The following is a 22,960-nucleotide window of genomic DNA, read 5'->3' on the forward strand; positions in this document are numbered from 1 at the left end:
GGCGGGGCTCACCTCTTCCCATCCCGAACAGAGTAGTTAAGCCCGCCTGCGCAGATGGTACTGCAGTATTGTGGGAGAGTATGTCGTCGCCTTTCTTTTAAGAATCCTCATCATGTATTTGATGAGGATTTTTTATTTTATAATACTTTTGGAAAATAAATCACGAGATAGACCAGCGTTCCAGCGGTTCAAACCGCTGGCAATGTTTTACAGCTTAGAGAATCTTCAGATTTTAAAAGATAGTATGTGTTTGCGTTGATAAGAACTTGCTTCTTTTTCTTTAAAAACTAAAGATTCGGAAGGAAACTGGCCTTGATCTAAATATCAAAATTATTTCATTAATGGTTATGGTTTTGTAAATCAATATATTAAGATTTATGTCTTGCTACATTTTCTTACTGTCAACATCATTAATAAATTGAATTACACCATTCATAAAGACTTTTTGATCATCCCACATAGCTAAATGACTTCCGTTTGGGCAATATAAATAACGTCCTTTTTTAACTAATTTGCTTTGTTCTTCCATTGCTTTTGGATCCATTGTGTCATATTTGGCACCAATCATTAGTGTTGGAATTGTAATTTCTTGTAAACGATTTTTAATATCCCATTTTGCTAATCTTCCGCTAATCCCAAATTCACTTGGGCCTTGCATCATTGTATAAATTTCTCCATTTACATGTTTGCTGGCACGATTTAGTCCGTCTGGCCATTCATTTAATCGACATAAATGTTCTTTGTAGAAATTTGGAAGTAATAATTCCATATATCTCGGATTGCTAAAATCTTTTTTAGCTTCTAAAGCTCTTATTTCTGCTAAAATTTCGGGTTTCATTTGCTTTGCTAAAACTTCATCAGCATATTTTCCATATTCGGGGGCACTTGCCATCATATTTGACACCAATAAACCTTTCATATTTTGTTGATATTTTAATGCATATTCCATGGCAAGAATTCCTCCCCATGAATTTCCTAATACATAAAAATTATCTTTATCTGCATTAATTGCTTTTCTAACTTGTTCGACTTCATCTACAAATCGGTCAGTTGTCCATAAACTGCTGTCTTTGGGCTGATCACTGTAATAAGATCCCAATTGGTCATATTCATAAAATTCAAAACCTTCACGTTGAAAAAATGTTTCAAAACATTCCATGTATTCGTGTGTCATAGCCGGACCTCCATGAAGTAATAAGATTTTGATCTTCGGATTAGTTCCAAAACGTTTTGTCCAAACTTTGAATTCACCTACAGGTGTTTTTATAGGAATCATTTTTACACCGGCTGATTCTACATTGTTTTGATCGTAAGTAAAATAACTTGAAAGTACATCTGATTTAGGTTCATTTTTACAAGATGTTAAAAGTATAATCATTGAGATGATTGCGGTATAGCGCATATATTTAAATTTTAAGGATTTAGACTAAATTACAAATTATTCTTAAACGAATTTTGGTCTGTATATAGTTAACCTAAATTCTCAAAATCATTATTTATAGTGATGTATGAAATTCAGTTGAGCTATAGTTTTGCAACTTATGAAAAGTTAAAATATATAGCTGCAGAATGAAAAGTAATAGAACTATTTTAAAAATAATACCAAAGTTTCAAATTTTCTTATTCCTGTTTTTTTTCGCTGGAATATGGATTTCAAACGGTCAGAATGGTTGTGCGCAAGTACCGGTTTCTGTTTTAAACGGATCGAATGGGTTTTTACTGGAAGGTAAAGCTAATGAAGATGATCTGGGATACACGACAAAAAGTGCAGGAGATATTAATCATGATGGTATACCGGATATTATGATTGGAGCGCCGGGAATTGATTTTGGAGGGATGAAAGATGTAGGTGAAATTTATGTCATTTTTGGCGGATCAGGATTTTCATTTAAAACTTTTGATGTTGCTGCCTTAAACGGAACTAATGGTTTTGTAATTAGGGGTGTTGGCGCTGGCGAAAAATTAGGAACTATGCTAAGCCCGGCTGGTGATTTTAATAATGATGGAATTGATGATATTATTATTGGAAATTATACTGAGGAAGGGATGGCAACCGCACAAGTATTTTTTGGGGCTAATACATTTCAGCCACTTTACAATAGAACCGATATTGATAATACAAAAGGAATTTCTATTACCTGTAATGGAGAGGCAAATACATATATAATAGATGTAAGTTATGCTGGCGATGTGAATCACGATGGAATATCTGATATTATCATTACTGAATTTTACGCTGCAAGAACTAATAATTATGTTGTTTTTGGTGCTGCAGGTATTACGGATTTAGTCACTTCATCATTAAATGGTACAAATGGTTTTAAAATATCAGGATATGCAGTTTGGTATGGAGACAGTATTGGCCGCAATGCTGGAGATATAAATAATGATGGAATCGATGATTTAGTTTTAGGATTTCCGTCTTTTCAAGATGCAGCAAATCCTTATTCAGGAAGAGTAGTCCTGATATTCGGTAAAAATTTAAGTTTTCCTGCAATAATAGATTTGGATATTTTGAATGCCTCAGAGGGAACAATTATAACCAATTCTATAAAGGAAAACCGAATGGGAAAATCAGTTGCATCAGCAGGTGATTTTAATAATGATGGTATTGATGATATTATAGTAGGAGCTCCATTTAAAGATCTTGACGGAGTTAGCGGTGTCGGTGGAGCCTATGTTGTTTTTGGAAGGAATATATTTCCGGCTTCATTTTCTATAACAAGTATAACACCAGCAACAGGTGTAGTTTTTCAAGGAAATAAATACAATGATCAGTTTGGATTTTCAGTAGCTGGAGTAAAAGATATTAATCACGATGGAAAGGATGATATTGCGATTTCTTCTAAAGAAGGAATCTCAAACAGTGGTGCCTTATATATTGTTTTTGGTGGAAATACCGCTACGGGAATTGTAAAAGAAAATAAAATTTTAAATACGGTTGGATACCAGATTTTTGATGATTTCGTTGGTTATTCTAATAAGACTTTTGCACGTGACGCGGCAGGAATCGGAGATTTTAATAATGATGGGACAAATGATTTTATATTAGGATCTACCAGAAAAGAAGATTATTATTGGGATAAAGGGAGCGCATATATTTTTTACGGCGAAACTTTAGACCGTATAGATAATGTTAAGCCAATCATTGAGTGTCCTGTCAATCAGGAACTTTATGTGAATTCAACATTACCTAATTATATTACATTATTGCCTAATGTAACAGATAATTGTCTGTATACCAGTAATTATGATTTGGTAATAACTCAAAGCCCACCTCAGGGGACTTTATTCAAAGGAGATACCAATGTAACGATTACTGTTACTGATTTATCGGGAAACACAAATTCATGTAGTTTTTTAGTAAAATTGAAAACACCTCCTTCAGCGCCAACATGTAAAACAGTAAATTTTTCGTTGGAAGAATTAAATGGAACAAATGGTTTTGTGGTATACGGAGAAACAGGTTTTATACAAACAGGATTTAGTGTAAATAAGGCAGGAGATATAAACAATGATGGTATTCAAGATTTTATATTAAGCTCAGTAGGAGATATAAGAAGTTCTTCAGGAGCTTTTAAAAATACACAGGAAATAATAAAGGGAAGTGTATATATAGTATATGGTAAAACCACCGGATTTCCGCCTACAGTTCATTTAAAAGATTTAAATGGAACGAACGGGTTTATTATTCGTGATGATGTAGATTTAACCGGGTATAACAAAACAGGGACTGTAGTAGCTTCTGCAGGCGATATAAATGGTGATGGAATAGACGATATAATGTTGAGTGCACCTCACAAACAAAATATTAATTACGATGCAGGTGCAGTTTATGTAATCTTTGGGAAAACAGGAGGTCTTGGCGCTCAATTCTTTTTATCAAGTTTAAACGGAAATAACGGATTTGTATTTTCTGGGACAGAATATTATGAAACGATAGGTGCAGGGATTGATTCTATTGGCGATTTTAATAATGACGGTTTTGATGATATCGCTGTTTTTGGAAGCGGACAATTAAAAAAAGGACATATAATTTATGGTAAAAGCGGTCCTTTTCCAGCCTTACTATTATCGACAGAGTTAAATGGCAGCAATGGTTTTTCAATTTCCGGTGATCCTGCTGTTGATAAAATTGCTAATTCTTTAACAGGATTAGGAGATGTTAATGGAGATGGCATTCCTGATATTGCTGTGGCTACTTATGATGGAGAGAAAAGATATATTATTTACGGAAGCTCTGGTTTTCCAAGTGAATTTAATGTAACAACCCTAAATGGAAGCAATGGTTTTATTGTACAGCATTCAACATCATCTTTAAAATACTCAGGAATAAATAAAGTAGGCGATCTTAATCATGACGGCTTTAATGATATTGCATTCAATAGAGATTTTGTCCTTTTTGGTTCTGCAAGTCTTCCGGCTTCAGTAGATTTAAACAATCTTGACGGTACAAACGGTTTTAAATTAGAAAATTCATTCGCTTCAGTAGGTAAATCTGGTAGTATTGGTGATTTTAATAAAGATGGAATAGATGATTACCTTTTTGCGGTAAATAATTCAGGTGCTGTAATTATTTACGGTAGAGAGATCTGGAAAAGTTCTATTAATATGTTCAATTTTACCGCTAAAGACGGTTTAAGACTAACATTTTCTAAAGGATATGACACATCATTTAATTTTACTGGAGACATTAATAATGATGGTTTTGATGATATTATTGGAAGCAGTATTATGTATAATTCTTCAGGTTCTGTAAAAATAAATGAGGACCCGGGAAGAGTATATGTTATTTACGGAAGAAAAAATCTAACTGATAACGAAAAACCAGTAATATCGAACTGTCCAGACAACGAAATTATTGCCGAAGGAGACGAAATTCCAAATTATACAAACAGTATAACGGTTACAGATGATTGTGATGAATATCCTGTAATCGAACAAAATCCGGCTCCGGGAACCATTTTTACAGGAGGAAAACAAACAATAACCTTAACAGTAACCGATGCCAGCAGTCATTTTCAAACTTGTACTTTTACTATTTCAGATGGTATCGACAATGAAGCACCTGTTTTAACCTGTCTGGGAAATCAGCAATTAGCTTGTGGCGAAAAAATTCCTAATTATCTTCCATTACTAACTGTAACAGATGACCTCGATACAAATGTAACGCTTACGCAAAATCCGACGGAAGGAACCGCTTTTTATGACGGAATGGAAGTTGTTTTTACCGCTCAAGATGATGCTGGACACTACACTAATTGCAGTATAATTATTAGTGCAACTGGTGCAGATACCAAACCCCCAACATTTACCATCCCATCAAATGTAACGCTATATTGTGGAGAATTTATCCCCAATTACGCATTTAGTCCTATAATGAATCTGCAGGATAATTGTAGTGATAATATTACTGCAGAAATGACACCGCCAGTCGGAACTCGTTTCTATGACGGAATTTCAATACACATAAAATACACAGATGAATCAGGAAATTATGACGAATGCACCTTCGTTGTACATTCGGCAGAACAAGATTTTACGCCGCCATTAATCTATAACTGTATCGGAAATCAGACTTTAGCCTGCGGATCAAAAATTCCAGACTATACACTTTTAGTTAAAGCAACAGACGAATGTGATCCATCGCCGGTAATTACTCAGGATCCAGCTGCAGGAAGTGATTTTACAGACGGAATGACCGTTACAGTAACTGCTACAGATGCATCAAATCAATATTCAGAGTGCAGTTTTATAGTCAATGTTTCTGCAGATACTACTCCGCCAGTTATAACCTGTATTGGAGATCAGAATCTGCTTGTGGGTACGTCACTTCCAGATTATCGTTCAATGGTTACAGTTTCAGATAATTGCGATTCAAACTTAACGGTAACACAAACCCCAGTTCCAGGTTCTGCAATTTCTGACGGAATGAATGTAGTAATGAATACTACTGATAATAGTGGTAATGAGACCAGTTGTTCCTTTGTGATACATATTGTATTAGATAATGAAGTGCCTGTTTTTACCTGTCTTACAGATCAAATGGTGGAATGTAATACAACCGTAATTCCAGATTATACAAAAATGATTTCTGCAACAGATAACATGGATCCAAATCCTTCGATTGTTCAAAATCCGGCAGCAGGAAGTGACTATTTAGCAGGAATGACAGTTAAAATAACAGTTTCAGATCAAAGTAATAATTCAAAAGATTGTTATTTTCAACTATTTACAAATCCAATTGTAGTTGAGGCAGGAAATGATCAGCAAATTACAGAAGGACAATCTGTAAACCTTGAAGCAGTAACTTCAGAAAGCGGAACTTTTTTATGGACGCCTTCAGATGGATTAAGCAATAATGCAATTGCAAACCCAATTGCAGCACCTTTAACAACCACAACTTATAAAGTAGTTTTTAAAAATGAATACAATTGTGAAGCCGAAGATTCTGTAACAATAACAGTTGTTCCAGAAGATAAAGACGAAACAAAATATGGTTTTTCTCCAAACGGCGACGGAATAAATGATTATTGGCAAATCGATGATATTGCAAATTATCCAAACAATCAGGTTTTGATTTACAATCGCTGGGGTGACTTGGTTTTCCAAACCGAAAACTACGACAATGCATCAAACGTATTTACCGGAATCGCCAACAAAAGCCGAAATCTGGGTGCCAATCAATTGCCAGAAGGAACTTATTTCTTCGAAATCCGTGTCAACCAACCACATCACTTTAAAAAACTCAAGGGATATCTTGTTTTAAAACGCTAATTCATGAAAAGTATAATAAATAGTATTGCAGCCTTACTCATCATAATCATTTTTTTAGAAAAGGCTTACGCACAACAAACACCAGTTTTTTCAAGTTATAATTACAATACAGTTTTAATAAATCCCGCACATGCGGGGTATTATTCAGATATAGATATTGCAATGACCACAAATGGATATTTCAACTCTTTTGATGGAAGTCCAAAAAATGTTGATTTTTCCATAAACAAATCAGCGTGGTCAGACAGATTAGGATTAGCAGCCGGAATATCCCGCGATGAGATTGGAGTAACAAATACAACCAATTTTTTTACTTCATACTCGTATAAAATTTATTATGGTTCAAATTATAAAGCAGGAGAGAAAAGATCAGCCAATTCCAAAATGATTTCGTTTGGAGTTACGGCCGGAGCAATGCTTTATAATGAAAATTTAACCGAATTAGGATTAGAATTTGATCCGGAATTTCAAGAAAACATACACACTTTTACACCAACAGTTGGTGTAGGTTTTTTATATAATTATAATAAATTTTACTTAGGGTTATCTGCACCAAATGTGTTAAATGAAGCCTGGAATTCAAAAAATAACACCAATTTAAAAAATGTATATTACAGTTATTTAGGCTATCGATTTTTTACAAGCAGTCGCGAAGATTTACTTTTAAACCCAAGTGTTTTAGTAAAATATATGGAAGGATCACCTTTTCAGGCCGATTTTAATTTATTAGCAAACTACAAAAACAAATTCGAATTTGGAGGCGGTTATCGAACTTCAAATACAATAAATGCTCTTGCAGGATTTCATGTTTCAGATAATTTTAGAGTAATCTGCACCTATAATAAATCCTTTGATAATGTAGTAATTCCAGACACTTTCGGGCTCGTTTTAAATTACCGAATGGGCAAAGGATTCGAATAAATCAATCAACCAAACCATTTTCAACCGCATATTTTACCAACCCCGCCGTATTTTTAGCATTCAGTTTTGATAATAAATTACGGCGGTGTGTATTAACAGTATTTAAGCTGATAAAAGTTTTTTCGGCAATTTCAGCCGTATTGTATTCATGCGCAATCAAAATCAAAATTTCTTTTTCGCGGGAACTTAATTCCGTTAAATTCGAAACCTGTTTTTCAATTTTAGAACTGTTCGAAAGATGTTTTTCTTCCAGCTCTTCGGCAAAATAATTTTCTCCCGAAGCAATCGTATTAATCGCTTTCAAAAGTTCAGACTTCTCAGCATTCTTAAGTAAATAACCATTTACGCCAATTCTAATTAACCTCGAAATCATCATCACATTACTGTGTGTGCTTACAATTAGGATTTTTACATCTGGATATTCTTTTTTCAAAATCTTACTCAATTCAATACCATCCATTTCCGGCATACTGATATCCAGGATAATAAAATCAATATTACCCTTTTTAATTATTTCCAATGCTTCGATCCCGTTTATTGCCGTATCAACAACTCCAATATTCGGTTCCTTTTCTAATAAAGACATAATTCCCTGAAGGAACATCGTATGATCATCGGCAATAAGTAAATTTATTTTATTCATCAAACTAATATATTAGTTACTTTTTAATTCGTCAAGCTTATTTTTAAAATCAATTCCCTTAATTTTATTTTTTGATCTTGGTTCTAAAACCGGAATTTCAATATTAACAATTGTACCTCTTTTCAATTTAGAATCAATTACAAACGAACCCTTTAAGGTATCAATTCGTGTTTCTAAATTAATAAAGCCAATTCCTTTTGAACTTTTTTCCGTATCAAAACCAACACCATTATCCTCAAATAAAAGATTTAGAATATTCTCAATATAATTCAGCTGAATTTCCACTTCAGAAGCTTTTGCATGTTTAATCGTATTCGTTAGAAGTTCCTGAATAATTTTAAACGTTTCAATTTGAATATCTTCATCCAAATCATTAATCTCTTTTTTTGGATACGGAATAAACGAAATTTTAATTTTACTTGCCTCACTGATATTTCTGAAATAAGATTCCAAAACTTCCAAAAATTTATTTTGGCTGAATTTCTTCGGAAGCAAAGTATGCGATAAACTTCGAACCTGCTGATATGTTTCATCCAATTGCAGGCTGATTTTTTGGACATTCGAAAAATTAGAAACATCTAAATGATTCACCTGCAGTTTTATCGCCGCCAGATTACCGCCGATACTATCATGTAATTCCTGCGAAATACGCTGTCTTTCCTTATCCTGTCCGCTAATCGAAGCCTTAATCAATTCTAATTCCTGATCTTTCAGGATTCCATCAATCTTTTGAGAACTAATTTCGGCCTGCTTAATATTCAGTAAATGCTGAACCTTAAAACGTTTATAATACTGAAATAAAAGTCCAATAATAGGTAATAATAAAATCAGAAAAGCAATTATAGTAAACAATTTTGTTTTTTTCTGCTGATTGATTTCTAAAGCTTTTAATTGCTGATCCTTCTTTAAAAGCGAAATTTCGTTTCGTTTCTTATTTGATAAATTCTGAAAAGACAAAATCGTGTTTTCATTATTTTTATTGGAAATTTCCTCCTGAAGCAGCATATTTTTTATCGCCTCTTCCTGATTTGCCAATGTTAGTTTTTTAGTCTCATTTTCAAATTTCAAAACCTCAATTTCCTTTTGTTTTTGAGCTGTTTTGTATTTGATTTCCAATTCATTAATTTCCTTTATTTTCTGAAGTTTATTAATAGAATCCTTAATGTGAGTTGATTTTTCAAAAAACAAATAAGCACTTTTATAATCATCCTGCTGAATCGCAATTTTTCGCAATTCATCATAAATATAACTTTGATTTTGAAGCAGTCCAAAATGAACCGATTTCTGAAGCGCTTCAGAAAACATCAATTTTGCATCATTATATTTTTTAAGTGAAATATAAGCATCGCCAATACTGCTTCGGCATACAATTGACAACTGGTTCTGCTCACCTTTATCAGCAATTAAGAGCCCTTCCTGAAACATTTTTAAGGCTTCCTGAGGCTTATTTTGTAGTTGATAATTCTCGCCAAGACCTAATAAAATAATAACACGTCCCTGATTATTATTGGTTTTTTCGCAAAGAACCTTTCCCTTCTTATAAAAAATACCCGCATTTTCATAATCCTTCAGTTTCGAATAAATATCACCAATATTAATATAACTTCCTAGAATAATCTCATTATCATCTTTATATTCAAGGCATTGTTTAAACAATTTTAATGCATTGGTATAATCGCCCAATTCGCTGTAAGTTTGCGCTAAACCATGTGTATGCGTATAAAAAAGATTTTTTTCATTGTATTTCTGAGAAGCTTCAATACCCTTTAAATGCCATTTTTTACTTTCATTCAGCAAACCTCTTTTTTTATAATTAATTGCCAGTAAATTATAACCAAGAGAAAAAAGTCGGTTTTTTAAAGAATCGTTTACGACAGTATTGAATTTTAAAGCTTGATTCGTGTAATAAATAGAAGAATCAATAATAGCCCTTTTATTAAAATAATAAGCAAGAAGTAAATTGGTTCTGGCTATGGAGCGATTTCCCGCCGTACCCGATTTTAATATCGAATGTGCTTTTTTATACGCCTTTTTTTCTTCGCCTTTATTGTATAAATCATAAAGTGCCAGCGTATTTTTATCCTCTTTAATCTCTACAGGATTTCTGGAAACAAAAGTTTTCTTTTTATTTTCAATCTGCGCCTGCAGACTGAACGATAAAAAGAGAAAAATCAATAAAAAAAGTCTTTTAGACCAGATTGCCATACGTTTTTGGTTTGTACTCTAAAACAGAATCAGAGTAATTTTTAAAGCCTTGTAAACTTGGGGTTTATGAAATCTGTTCAATTTTTGACAGAGAGGTAAAAATAGCACAAAACAATTAAATACAAGTTTCTTAAAATAGATTTTTTAATCAAAGTTGTGATATAATTGTTTTAAAAAAGCAAAATCAAAAACACTTGTAAATCAGTTAATTGATAAGTATAAAAAAACTAAAAATTTCTTAAATAGATTTGAAGCCAGATTTTCTTGCAGTAAATTAGTAATACTATACTTAAATAAACGATTATGAAAAATAGAATATTTTTAGCCATAGCATTGTTAACTCTAACAATCTCGGCCAGTGCGCAGAAGAAAATCGAAGTGACAGAACTTCCAAAACCAGCACAGGAATTTTTAAAGAAACATTTTAGCCATACCACAGTGGTAACCGCCAAAAAAGATGCAGAACACGGGGAAAAAGGTTTTGAAGTAAAACTAAAAGACGGAACAGAAGTAGAATTCTGGAAAGACGGATCGTATCGTGAAGTAGATGGCGGAGACAAACCAATTCCAACAGCTTTTATTCCGGATAACGTCAAAGCTTATGTGGCTAAGAACCATCCAAACGAAAAAATAACGCACATCGACTATGGGCACAAAGATTTAGATGTTGATTTAACAAACAAAATCGATTTGGAATTTACCAAGGACGGTAAAATTCTAAAAGACGAAAAAGACAAATAAAGATCTTTTATTGGTTTACATTCCCGATTAAATCATAAGCTGATTTAATCGGGAATTTTTTATTTAACACCAATTTATAGTTAAGAACATCTTGAACGAAAATAGTTTATATTTACATTTCTATTTTTTATTTCATGGAAGAGAATAAACATGTAACGATTTACGATATTGCCGAGCGTTTAAACCTGGCAACATCAACTATTTCACGGGCTTTAAAAGACCATCACACCATAAGTGATAAAACGATAAAGAAAGTGAAAAAAACCGCCGAAGAAATGGGTTTTGTTCCCAATACTTTAGCAGCAGGTTTACGCGGAAACAAAACCAGAACCATTGGTGTTTTAATTCCGACCGTTACGCAGCCGTTTTTATCATCATTAATCAGCGGAATCGAAATCACAGCCCAAAAATCGGATTATACCGTAATTATTATGCAGTCGCATGATTCTTACGAAGAAGAAGTAAATATGGCTAAATCGCTGTATAGTAATCGTGTAAGCGGTGTGATTTGTTCACTTGCAATGGAAACCAGAGATACGGCACACTTTCATCAGTTTTCAAACAATAATATTCCATTAGTATTTGTAGACAGGGTTCCTAAAGATTACAATACTTTTAGAGTTGTTATCGATAATTATACAGCAGGTTACAAAGCCACAAAACACCTTATTGAACAAGGCTGCATTCGAATTGCACATTTAACAGCCGGTTCAGAATTAGGAAACCTTTATAACGAAAGAAAAAGAGGTTATATAGAAGCCTTAAAAGATCATAATATTACTGTAGAAGAAGAATTGATAATTAATTTAAATTCAGTAACCTACGAAGACGGAGTAAAAGCCAGCAATGCTTTATTTGATTTAAAACCAATGCCCGACGGACTATTTGCTCCCGGAGATATTTTAGCCGTAAGTGCTGTACAAACTGCTAAAAAAAGAGGCATAAAAGTACCTGAAGAATTTAAAGTAATTGGTTTTAATAATGACCCAATTTCGCAAATTATAGATCCTAATTTATCTACAATTACACATCCTGCCGAAAAAATGGGAAAAGCAGCAGCCGAAATTATCATCAAAAATTTGAAATCATCTAAAAATGATGATGCAAAAGAAATCACCTTCTTAAATACAGAAGTACTGGCAAGAGAATCTTCTCAAAAATAAAAAATAAAATTCAGGATTAACATTGAATTCAACCCCTCTAAAGCAGGATAGTTTTTATAATTATCCTGCTTTTATTTGTTACAGAAATATATTTTTTGAAAAAAAGAGAACTAAAATTTTTTTCTTAAACAACAATCCTATATTTTTACGCAACCGATTGCAATTGTTGTTTTGTTTAGAATAATACATTTTTTGAATTAAAATTTTATCAAATAGTAATATTCAAATCCAAAACGTTGATGTTGTAAAAATGAAAGTTTTTAAGAATAAACTAATTAGTAAATGACTTCAGTAAGATTTGTTTTTCTGTTTCTTTCGATTTCCTTTTCTGCTTTTGCGCAAAAGGATTATAAACTATGGCTTCAATATGACAGAATAACAAATCCAAAAATTGCTTTAGAATATAAAAAAAATATTCAGGGAATTGTTTCTTTAGGAAATTCCGAAACTGATCAGGTTTCCGTAAAAGAATTAGAAAACGGAATCTCCAGTATGCTGGGAAATAAACCGGAAATTAAATCAGAAATAAAAGGAGAAAACAACTTAATTATAGGTTCTCAAAATTCTTTAAATCCGGATTTACAAAAAGATTTAAAACAAGATTTAGACAAAATAAACGACGAAGGTTTTATCATTAAAACAATTCATTTTAGAAATAAAAAACAGCTTATTATTTCAGGAAAAAATGATGTAGCAGTTTTATACGGCATTTTTAATTTTTTAAGATTGATGCAGACCAATAAATCAATCGAAAACTTAAATATTACCGATTCACCAAAAACAAATATCAGAATCCTAAATCATTGGGATAATCTCGACCGAACTGTTGAACGCGGTTATGCAGGTTTCTCTTTATGGAACTGGCAGAAATTGCCTGATTTTATCGATCAACGCTATATTGATTACGCCAGAGCAAATGCATCAATAGGAATCAACGGAACAGTTTTGACGAATGTAAATGCAAATGCTTTAATCTTAACGTCGCAATATTTAGAAAAAGTCGAAGCCTTAGCGAATGTTTTTAGACCTTACGGAATAAAAGTCTATTTAACTGCAAGATTTTCGGCGCCAATCGAAATTGGAAACCTAAAAACTGCTGATCCAAAAGATCTCGAAGTGATTAATTGGTGGAAAAATAAAGCCGCTGAAATTTACAAACGAATTCCAGATTTTGGAGGATTTTTAGTGAAAGCCAATTCAGAAGGTCAGCCCGGCCCGCAAAATTACGGAAGAGATCACGTCGACGGCGCAAATATGCTTGCCGATGCCGTTGCGCCGTTTGGTGGTATAATTATGTGGAGAGCCTTTGTATATTCAGAACATGATGCAAACGATCGTGCAAAACAAGCTTACGCCGAATTTCAGCCATATGACGGAAAATTCAAGGAAAATGTAATTGTGCAAGTAAAAAATGGAGCAATCGATTTTCAGCCCAGAGAACCGTTTCATCCCTTGTTTGGTGCCATGCCCAAAACACCTTTAATGATGGAATTTCAAATCACGCAGGAATATTTAGGTTTTAGCACACATTTGGTTTTTCTGCCAAAATTATTTCAGGAAGTTTTAGAATCAGATACCTATCAAAAAGGAAAAGGTTCAACCGTTGCCAAAGTCATTGACGGCACTTTATATCAAAATAAACTAACTGGGATTGCAGGCGTTGCCAATATCGGGAATGATTTAAACTGGACTGGACATCCCTTTGCGCAGGCCAATTGGTACGGCTTCGGAAGACTGGCGTGGAATCCGTATTTAGATTCAGAAACCATTGCCGATGAATGGTTAAGATGTACTTTTTCAAACGATGAAAATTTCATAAAACCAGTTGCAGCTATGATGATCGAATCGCGTGAAGCCGTTGTAAATTATATGACACCGCTTGGTTTGCATCATATTATGGATACGGGACATCATTACGGGCCAGGACCGTGGGTTTCTAATTTATCACGTCCAGAATGGAACCCGACTTATTACCATAAAGCAGACAAAAACGGAATTGGTTTTGACAGATCAAAGTCGGGAACAAATGCCACTTCGCAATATGCGCCAGAAATAGAGAAACTTTTTGATAATGCAGCAACCTGTCCAGAACAAGATTTATTATGGTTTCATCACGTTTCATGGGATTATAAATTGAAAAATGGGCAAACGCTTTGGAATGGTTTAGCATTGAAATATCAGGAAGGTGTAAATCAAGTCAAAGAAATGCAAAACGTTTGGAATCAAACAGAAAAATATATTGACAGCGAAAGGTTTAACGAAGTAAAAATACTCTTAGAAATTCAGCAGAAAGAAGCAAAATGGTGGCGAGATGCCTGCTTGTTATATTTTCAGCAATTTTCAGGGAAAGAACTTCCTGTGGGAGTTGAAAAACCAACCCAAAGTTTAGAGTATTTTAAATCATTAAAATTCCCATTTGCACCGGGAAATGGGTAAATAAATTATGAAGTAAATGTAACACGGATAAGATGGATTCGCTATCGCGAAGACACGGAAAAAAACGGATTCTTCTCAATAAAAAAGAATAAAAAAAATCCGTGTAAATCAGCGTTTTCGCGATAGCGAATCCGTGTCATCCGCGTACCAAAATGAAAATATATTTTGAAAATTATGAGTAAAAAAACAGCAATAGTAACCGGAGGAAACTCGGGTTTAGGATTTGCAACCGCAAAGAAATTATGCGATAACGGAATAAAAACCTACATTATCGGAAGAACAAAAGAAAAAACAGAAGAAGCCTGCAAAGAAATTGGAGAAAATGCTATTCCGGTAATATTCGATTTAAATGACCTGAAAGGAATTCCAGCCATGATCGAAAACATCGCCAAAAACGATTCAATCGATATTTTGGTAAACAATGCCGGAATCAATATGAAAAAAGAATTTGCAGATGTTACCGATGAAGATTTCTTAACGATAATCCATACCAATCTTTTAAGTGTTTTCGCTGTAAGTAGAGAAGTCGTAAAAAACATGAAAGAAAACGGCGGTGGAAGCATTATCAACATCAGTTCAATGGCTTCGCAATACGGAATCCCAAAAGTAATTGCCTATTCATCAAGTAAAGGCGCGATTGAATCGATGACACGTGCAATGGCGGTAGAATTGGCTCAGTTTGGTATTCGTGTAAACTGTATTGCACCGGGATTTATAAAAACCAAAATGTCATCAACAGCTTTGGATAACGATCCGGAAAGAAAAAATAAAGTATTGGGAAGAACACCAATGGGCTTTTTAGGAGAACCTTCGGACATTGCAGATGCAGTTTACTATTTCGCTTTAAGCGAATCAAAATATACAACGGGAACTGTATTGCCAGTTGATGGCGGAAACAGTATTGGGTTTTAATTGTGAAAATGCCACAAAGTCGCTTAGTCACAAAGTTTTATTTTAAAAAACTTTAAAGAGAAAAACTTTAAAGAGAAAAACTTTGTGACTTAGTGCCTTCGTGGCAAAAAATAGTTAGTATGATAAAAATGCAGCAAACCATGCGATGGTTCGGACCAAACGACAACGTAAGTTTAATCGATATTAAACAAGCCGGAGCAACAGGAATTGTAACCGCTTTGCATCAAATTCCCGTTGGCGATATATGGACAATTGCTGATATAAAAGAAAGACAGGAAATCATTCGAAATTACGGACTGGAATGGAATGTGGTGGAAAGTCTTCCGGTTCATGAAGAAATCAAAAGAGCCTCAGGAAATTATTTGCAATACATTGAAAATTATAAAATCAGTTTGCGAAATCTGGCAGAATGCGGTATCAAAATCATCACCTATAATTTTATGCCGATTCTGGATTGGGTGCGCACGGATCATAATTTTATCAATGAAGATGGAAGTAAAGCACTGTTGTACAATCAGGATGCGTTTACCTATTTTGATGTTTTTCTTTTAAAAAGACCAAACGCCGAAAATGATTATTCGGAAGTTCAAAAACAAAATGCCTTGAATTTCGGTAATAAACTTTCGGAACCGGAAAAAGCATTATTGTTTAAAAATGTTTTGCTAGGATTGCCAGGAAGTACGATCAACTTTACGGCAGAACAGATTTTATCTGTATTAGATAATTATATGAATATCGACAATCAAAAACTAAGAGAAAACCTGATTTATTTTTTATCAGAAGTTGCTCCGGTTGCCGAAGAAACACGTTCAAAACTAGCTCTTCATCCAGACGATCCGCCGTTTTCTGTTTTAGGACTTCCGAGAATTGTTTCAACTGAAGCTGATTTAAAAGCCATTTTCAATGCAGTTCCATCAACAGCAAACGGATTGTGTTATTGCACAGGTTCGTTAAGTGCTGATCCGAAAAACAATCTCGAAAAAATCATAGACGATTTTGGAGATCGAATCCACTTTTTGCATCTGAGAAATACCATCCGCGAAAGCGAAACTATTTTCAGGGAATCAGAACATTTAAACGGTGATGTCAACATGGAAGTTATCGTAGAAAAATTAGTATTGTTAATGAACAAAACAAAAATAAGTCTTCCAATGCGCCCCGATCATGGCTTTTTACATTCGGTTGATGAGACGACAGAAACGTATCCTGGATATTCTTTGACGGGAAGATTAAAAGGTCTTGCTGAGTTAAGGGGTTTAGAAATAGGAATTGCTTATAAATTGAATTTGTAAAACCTACTGTTTGTCATTCCGAGGAACGAGGAATCTCACGAGAAATTCCGCACAGAATGTCTCCAATCTTTGTCGAATCCCGAGTGCGATTTCTCCTTACGTCGAAATGACAAAACTGGCGAAAGCTATGTTTGTTTAAACAAGTGAAACGCCTTTTTACAGATAAACAAAAACTATGTCTTTATGTGTTTAAATTTTAAGTTGCTATATAAGTTTTTACTGTTTTCCTTAATAGGATTAAGCACAAAATTATATGCCATAAATCCAGAGAAATACATAGTAAATAAGGCTTCCACCGAAAACTTTCCTTTAGTTTCAAAAGGAAAAACGGCTTCCATTTTAGCAAGTTCAACTGATTTTTCAGGCGTTTTAAAAGTGACAGCACATTTAGAAAATGACATTTTTCAGGTTTCAGATTTGCATCCAAAAAGAATCAATAAAATTTCTGAAGCAGAAGATTTTGTGGTTATTATTGGAACTTTAGGAAAAAGTGAAATCATCAATCAATTAGCCAAAAAAGGGAAAATAGATGCAAATCAGCTTCGTGGAAAATGGGAAAAATTCACCACACAAATTGTAGAAAATCCGTTTAAAGGAATTAAAAAAGCCTTAGTAATTGCAGGTTCAGACAAAAGAGGAACAATTTACGGAATCTACGATTTATCCAGTCAAATAGGCGTTTCGCCCTGGTATTTTTGGGCTGATGTTCCGGTGAAAAAGCAATCAGAACTGCATGTTTTACCTGGAATTCATTCGCAGGGAGAACCAAAAGTAAAATACAGAGGAATTTTTATAAATGATGAAGCTCCGGCTTTATCCGGCTGGGCATTTGAAAAATTTGGCGGATTCAATTCGAAATTCTACGATAAAGTTTTTGAACTGATTCTCAGAATGAAAGGCAACTATTTATGGCCGGCCATGTGGGGCAGAATGTTTTATGTAGAAGATCCGCAGAACGCTGTTTTAGCCAATGAATACGGAATTGTAATGGGAACTTCACACCACGAACCGTTAACAAGAGCGCATGCCGAATGGGGAAAAGCAAACGGAAAATGGGATTTTAGTACCAATTCAGAAGCTTTAATTAAGTTTTGGAAAGACGGTATTAAAAGAATGGGAAATAAAGAAACCATTGTAACTGTCGGAATGCGCGGCGACGGTGACGAACCTATGACCGAAGGAACTGCAATTGGTTTATTAGAAGATATCGTAAAAACCCAAAGAAATATTATTGCAGAAGTTACGAAAAAACCCGCCGAAGAAACGCCGCAAATATGGGCGCTTTACAAAGAAGTTCAGGATTATTACGACAAAGGAATGACGGTTCCCGATGATATTACGCTTTTGTTGTGTGATGACAATTGGGGAAATATCCGCAAACTGCCTGAACTTGATTCAAAACCAAGAAAAGGCGGTTACGGAATTTACTATCATTACGATTACGTTGGCGGACCAAGAAATTACAAATGGATCAACACAAACCAAATTGAAAGAGTTTGGGAACAAATGGATTTAGCATATCAATATGGCGTTGATAAAATCTGGATTGTAAATGTTGGAGACATTAAACCAATGGAATTTCCAATAGAATTTTTCTTAGATATGGCGTGGAATCCTGAAAAATTCAATGCTAGAAATTTAGAGCAATATTATGTGAATTGGGCAAAAGAAAATTTTGGAGATCAAAATTCCGAAGATATTGCTGAAATTCTAAAATTATATACCAAATATAATTCCCGTAGAAAACCTGAATTGCTAGATTCAAAAACCTACAGCATCACCAATTATAATGAAGCAGATCGAGTTGCTGAAGACTATCAAAAATTAGTTGAAAAAGCCAATTCGATAAACCAAAAATTGAAATCTGAATATAAAGATGCTTTTTATCAATTGGTTTTATTTCCAGTTTTGGCAAGTGCTAATTTAAATGAAATGTATGTCGCTGCGGCTAAAAATCATTTGTATGCAAGTCAGGGAAATGCCATTGCAAATGTGTATGTTGAAAAAGTAAAAGAATTATTTGAGAAGGATAGCTTGTTGACGGACTATTATCACACAAAATTGGTTAACGGAAAATGGAATCACATGATGTCGCAAACACATATTGGTTATTATAATTGGCAGCAGCCGGATAAAAATGTGATTCCGAAAACAAAAACAATTGAAGTATCAAACAAAACTCAAACAGGAATTTCTACAGAAGATTCTCCAAAGGTTGAAACATCAAATACTAAATATAGATATTTAGATCATGTTCGAGGTTTTGTTGAGGAGAACGGTTACATTTCAATAGAAAGTAAAAATTATTCTAAAGCCATAAATTCGGATTTAGTAAAATGGACCATAATCCCAAATCTAGGTAAAACAGATTCTGGAATAACAATTAAACCTTCGAATATTAAGCCGATTGAAATCTCAAAAGAATCGCCAAGATTAGAATATGACGTTCATTTTTTCAGTAAAAGAAATGTAAAAGTACACGCTTATTTTTCGCCAACCATAAATTTTACAATTCGTGATGGTTTGAAATACGGAATTGGTTTTGATGATGAAAAGCCTCAAATAATGAACCTCAACACAGATTCATCAGAAAAAGTTTGGGCCGAATCTGTTGCGAACAATATTAAAATAATAACCTCGACGCATCAAATCGAAAATTCAGGAAATCATATTTTGAAAATTTATGCTATCGATCCGGCCTTAGTGCTCCAAAAAATTGTAATTGAGATGGAAGAAGGAAAAATTTTGGAGTCGTATTTGGGGCCACCTGAGAGTTTTAGGAAGGATTGATTACGTTCTGTTTGTCATTCCGAGGAACGAGGGATCGCACTAGAAACTCTATACTGAATGTCGCCAATCTTTGTCGAATCCCGAGTGCGATTCCTCGTTCCTCGGAATGACAAAACTGTGAGCGTATATTAGACCTGTCAGGTCTCTGTTGAGAAAAACTATGTTTGTTTAAACAAGTGAAACGCCTTTATTGACAAAGAAAAACTATGTCTCTATGTGTTTAAAAAAAAAACTATTAACTATTTAAACCAAAAAATATATGAATTTTATTAAACCTTATTTGTTTGCCGTCACCACTTTGCTGACAGTAAGCTGTACATCTCAAAAAGAAACCGCTTCATTAAAAGATGTTTACAAAAACGACTTCTATATCGGTACAGCATTAAGCGCAGATCAAATTGAAGAAAAAGATGCAAAAGTAGATTCATTGATCAAGAAAGAATTTAATGCAATCACGCCGGAAAATATTATGAAATCGATGTTCACGCATCCGCAAAAAGACAAATATGATTTTGCTTTATCGGACAAATTTGTGGCTTACGGTGAAAAGAATAAAATGTTTATTCACGGACATACTTTGATATGGCACAGTCAATTAGCGCCATGGATGGAAAAAATAGCGGATAGTACCGAAATGAAAGCTTTCATGAAAGATCATATTACGACAATTGTTTCCAAATATAAAGGCAGAATTAATTCGTGGGATGTTGTGAACGAAGCTTTAAACGATGATGGAACATTGCGACAATCTGTTTTTTTGAAAACGCTTGGTGAAAAATATCTTGTTGATGCTTTTAAACTGGCAGAAAAAGCAGATCCAAAAGTAGATTTATATTATAACGATTATAATATTGAAGAACCTGCAAAAAGAGCAGGAGCAATTGCTTTAATCAAAAAAATAAAAGCAGCAGGAGGAAAGGTTGACGGAGTTGGAATTCAGGGACATTGGAGATTGCAGAGTCCGTCGATTGAAGAAATTGAAAAGAGTATTTTAGAATATTCGGCATTGGGAATTAAAGTTGCTTTTACAGAATTGGATATTACCGTGCTGCCAAATCCGTGGGATTTAAAAGGCGCTGATGTAAATCAGAATTTTGAAGGAAGTGCCAAAATGAATCCGTATCCTAAATCATTGCCGGATTCAGTTCAAACGCAATTGGCAGAACGTTATGCATCGATTTTTAAATTATTTTTAAAGCATAAAGACAAAATCAGCCGTGTTACTTTTTGGGGAGTTTACGATGGACAATCTTGGTTAAATGACTGGCCGATAAAAGGAAGAACCAATTATCCGCTTCCGTTTGATGCAGTTTTAAAACATAAACCAGCTTACGATAGTATTTTAAAGTTGAAGAAAACGGAAGAATAACGAGTTAAAAAAGGCTTTGAATTAAAATATTATTAACAATCGGTTGTTTTTAAAAATATTCTTGAAATAAAGTAAAGTAAATTTGCGTAATATGTTTTTTTGTATAATTTTACACAACCGATTGTTTTAATAGCAATTCGCTTTCCTGCAAGGTTTTCAAAACCTTGTAGGTATATTTGAAAAGCATTATAAAAACAATTTTAAACCTACAAGGTTTTAAAAACCTTGCAGGAACAATAAACTAACTAACCACAAACCGCAAAATGAATAACATTTCACAAAAATTATCCATCAAAGAAAAAATAGGATACAGCTTAGGAGACTTAGCTGCCAATTTAGTTTTTCAAACTTTGATGACGTATCTGGCTTATTTCTACACCGATATTTACGGATTATCGCCAACAGATTCTTCTATCATCATGTTGATTGTGGGTTTAGTTGCAGCTTTTATTTTTAATCCCATTATTGGCGTTTTAGCAGACAGAACCAGTACAAAATGGGGAAAATTTAGACCGTGGATTTTGGCAACTGCAATTCCGCTTGGTATTGTGGCCCTGTTAGCATTTTCAACTCCTGATTTTGCCTATAAAGGGAAAGTAATTTATGCCGTTGTAACCTATACTTTATTATTACTTTTTTACGCCGGAAATAATCTGCCGTATTCGGCTTTAAGCGGTGTAATTACAGGCGATATGTCCGAAAGAAACAGTATGTCGTCGTACCGTTTTGTGGCCGTTATGTTTGCACAGTTTTTTGTTCAAGTTTTTATGCTCGGAATTATAAAAAGTGCCGGAAACGGAGATAAAGCAATTGGTATCGAAAAAGTAATGACGGTTTTGGCGATTATTGGAACTATTATGCTTTTAATTACTTTTTTAACGACAAAAGAAAGAATCATTCCGAAGCCGGAACAAAAATCAAGCATAAAAGAAGATTTAAGCGATTTGGTCAAAAACAGACCGTGGATAATTATGCTTTCGCTTACCACTTTGGTTTTTATTACGCTGGCAATGAAAGGCGGTTCGTATGTGTATTATTTTGAAAACTATGTTGATAAAGAGCAATTAGCACTTTTTATTCAGCCTATTTTAGATACTTTATCGAATATTGGCTTGAATCATTTTGGGAATGATCCTGTTTCAGCTGGATTTGGATTGTTTAATGCGGGCGGAATTATCTTTATGATTGTGGGAATTACATTGTCTAAAAACCTGGCAGATAAATACGGAAAGCGAAATATATTCGGATTGTTTTTATTCATTTCAACGTTGTTTATTATCGCTTTTTATTTCTTCCCGTCAACGTCGATCAGCTTCATGTTTTTCTCCCAAATCTTGCACGGATTTTTCTACGGAATTACAATCCCGATTCTTTGGGCAATGATTGCTGATGTTGCCGATTATTCAGAATGGCTGAACAATCGCCGCGCTACTGCCATTATTTTCTCTGCGATGATGGTAGGTTTAAAAGCGGGATTAAGTATTGGCGGCGCTTTAACAACATTGTTTTTAGGATATTTCCATTATGCACCAAATTCTGCTGTACAAACCGAAACTGCGATTAGCGGAATAAAATTATTGGTCAGCATTTTTCCTGCAATTCCATTTTTAATTGGAGCCGGATTATTGGTTTTCTATAAAATCAATAAACAAATGGAAGTGCAGATCGAAACTGAATTAAAAGAAAGAAGAACTTAATTATTTAAAACCAA

13 protein-coding genes and 1 rRNA gene are annotated in these 22,960 nt (G+C 34.0%); 11 read left to right on the plus strand and 3 right to left on the minus strand.

Annotated elements, in window-relative coordinates:
• Nucleotides 1-95: ribosomal RNA gene (gene rrf / locus FLAPXU55_RS04705) — 5S ribosomal RNA — on the plus strand; the annotation flags it as partial.
• Between the two features lie 290 nt (nucleotides 96-385).
• On the opposite strand, the gene FLAPXU55_RS04710 is transcribed toward rrf, so the two are convergent.
• Entirely contained in the window at nucleotides 386-1,402 is a 1,017-nt protein-coding gene (locus FLAPXU55_RS04710) for a proline-specific peptidase family protein (protein WP_180856791.1), read from the minus strand.
• A gap of 167 nt (nucleotides 1,403-1,569) precedes the next feature.
• On the opposite strand from FLAPXU55_RS04710, the gene FLAPXU55_RS04715 reads away from it, so the two are divergent.
• Together FLAPXU55_RS04715 and FLAPXU55_RS04720 are read left to right on the plus strand one after the other, a co-directional pair.
• Nucleotides 1,570-6,777: an HYR domain-containing protein gene (locus FLAPXU55_RS04715; RefSeq protein ID WP_180856792.1), complete on the plus strand. Its 5,208-nt coding sequence runs from the start codon at nucleotides 1,570-1,572 to the stop codon at nucleotides 6,775-6,777.
• A 3-nt stretch (nucleotides 6,778-6,780) separates the two neighbouring features.
• Nucleotides 6,781-7,698 (plus strand): PorP/SprF family type IX secretion system membrane protein, encoded by a 918-nt coding sequence (locus FLAPXU55_RS04720; protein WP_180856793.1) that lies wholly within the window; start codon nucleotides 6,781-6,783, stop codon nucleotides 7,696-7,698.
• Nucleotide 7,699: 1 nt separating this feature from the next.
• On the opposite strand, the gene FLAPXU55_RS04725 is transcribed toward FLAPXU55_RS04720, so the two are convergent.
• Entirely contained in the window at nucleotides 7,700-8,341 is a 642-nt protein-coding gene (locus tag FLAPXU55_RS04725; RefSeq protein WP_053474469.1) for a response regulator, read from the minus strand.
• A 12-nt stretch (nucleotides 8,342-8,353) separates the two neighbouring features.
• Entirely contained in the window at nucleotides 8,354-10,546 is a 2,193-nt protein-coding gene (locus FLAPXU55_RS04730) for a tetratricopeptide repeat-containing sensor histidine kinase (protein WP_180856794.1), read from the minus strand.
• 303 nt (nucleotides 10,547-10,849) lie between these two features.
• Between FLAPXU55_RS04730 and FLAPXU55_RS04735 the strand changes: the two genes are divergently transcribed.
• From FLAPXU55_RS04735 to FLAPXU55_RS04770, 8 genes are all read left to right on the plus strand, one after another.
• Entirely contained in the window at nucleotides 10,850-11,287 is a 438-nt protein-coding gene (locus tag FLAPXU55_RS04735; protein WP_180856795.1) for a PepSY-like domain-containing protein, read from the plus strand.
• A 134-nt stretch (nucleotides 11,288-11,421) separates the two neighbouring features.
• The gene (locus FLAPXU55_RS04740) at nucleotides 11,422-12,450 is read left to right on the plus strand and encodes a LacI family DNA-binding transcriptional regulator (protein ID WP_180856796.1); all 1,029 of its coding nucleotides are present in this window, start codon (nucleotides 11,422-11,424) and stop codon (nucleotides 12,448-12,450) included.
• 282 nt (nucleotides 12,451-12,732) lie between these two features.
• Nucleotides 12,733-14,886, plus strand: coding sequence for an alpha-glucuronidase family glycosyl hydrolase (locus FLAPXU55_RS04745; RefSeq protein WP_180856797.1), 2,154 nt, complete (start codon nucleotides 12,733-12,735; stop codon nucleotides 14,884-14,886).
• A gap of 174 nt (nucleotides 14,887-15,060) precedes the next feature.
• Nucleotides 15,061-15,798: an SDR family NAD(P)-dependent oxidoreductase gene (locus FLAPXU55_RS04750; RefSeq protein ID WP_180856798.1), complete on the plus strand. Its 738-nt coding sequence runs from the start codon at nucleotides 15,061-15,063 to the stop codon at nucleotides 15,796-15,798.
• Between the two features lie 128 nt (nucleotides 15,799-15,926).
• A complete protein-coding gene (gene uxuA / locus FLAPXU55_RS04755) occupies nucleotides 15,927-17,090 on the plus strand; it encodes a mannonate dehydratase (RefSeq protein WP_219637243.1) in 1,164 nt (387 codons plus the stop codon).
• A gap of 183 nt (nucleotides 17,091-17,273) precedes the next feature.
• A complete protein-coding gene (locus FLAPXU55_RS04760) occupies nucleotides 17,274-19,880 on the plus strand; it encodes a glycosyl hydrolase 115 family protein (RefSeq protein ID WP_180856800.1) in 2,607 nt (868 codons plus the stop codon).
• 259 nt (nucleotides 19,881-20,139) lie between these two features.
• Complete coding sequence (locus tag FLAPXU55_RS04765) at nucleotides 20,140-21,249, plus strand: endo-1,4-beta-xylanase (protein WP_180856801.1); 1,110 nt, start codon at nucleotides 20,140-20,142, stop codon at nucleotides 21,247-21,249.
• A gap of 263 nt (nucleotides 21,250-21,512) precedes the next feature.
• Nucleotides 21,513-22,946 carry an MFS transporter gene (locus tag FLAPXU55_RS04770; RefSeq protein ID WP_180856802.1) on the plus strand — a complete coding sequence of 478 codons (1,434 nt, stop codon included), beginning with the start codon at nucleotides 21,513-21,515 and terminating at the stop codon, nucleotides 22,944-22,946.
• The last annotated feature ends 14 nt before the right edge of the window (nucleotides 22,947-22,960 follow it).

Source organism: Flavobacterium panici (assembly GCF_903819335.1).
GTDB lineage: Bacteria > Bacteroidota > Bacteroidia > Flavobacteriales > Flavobacteriaceae > Flavobacterium > Flavobacterium panici.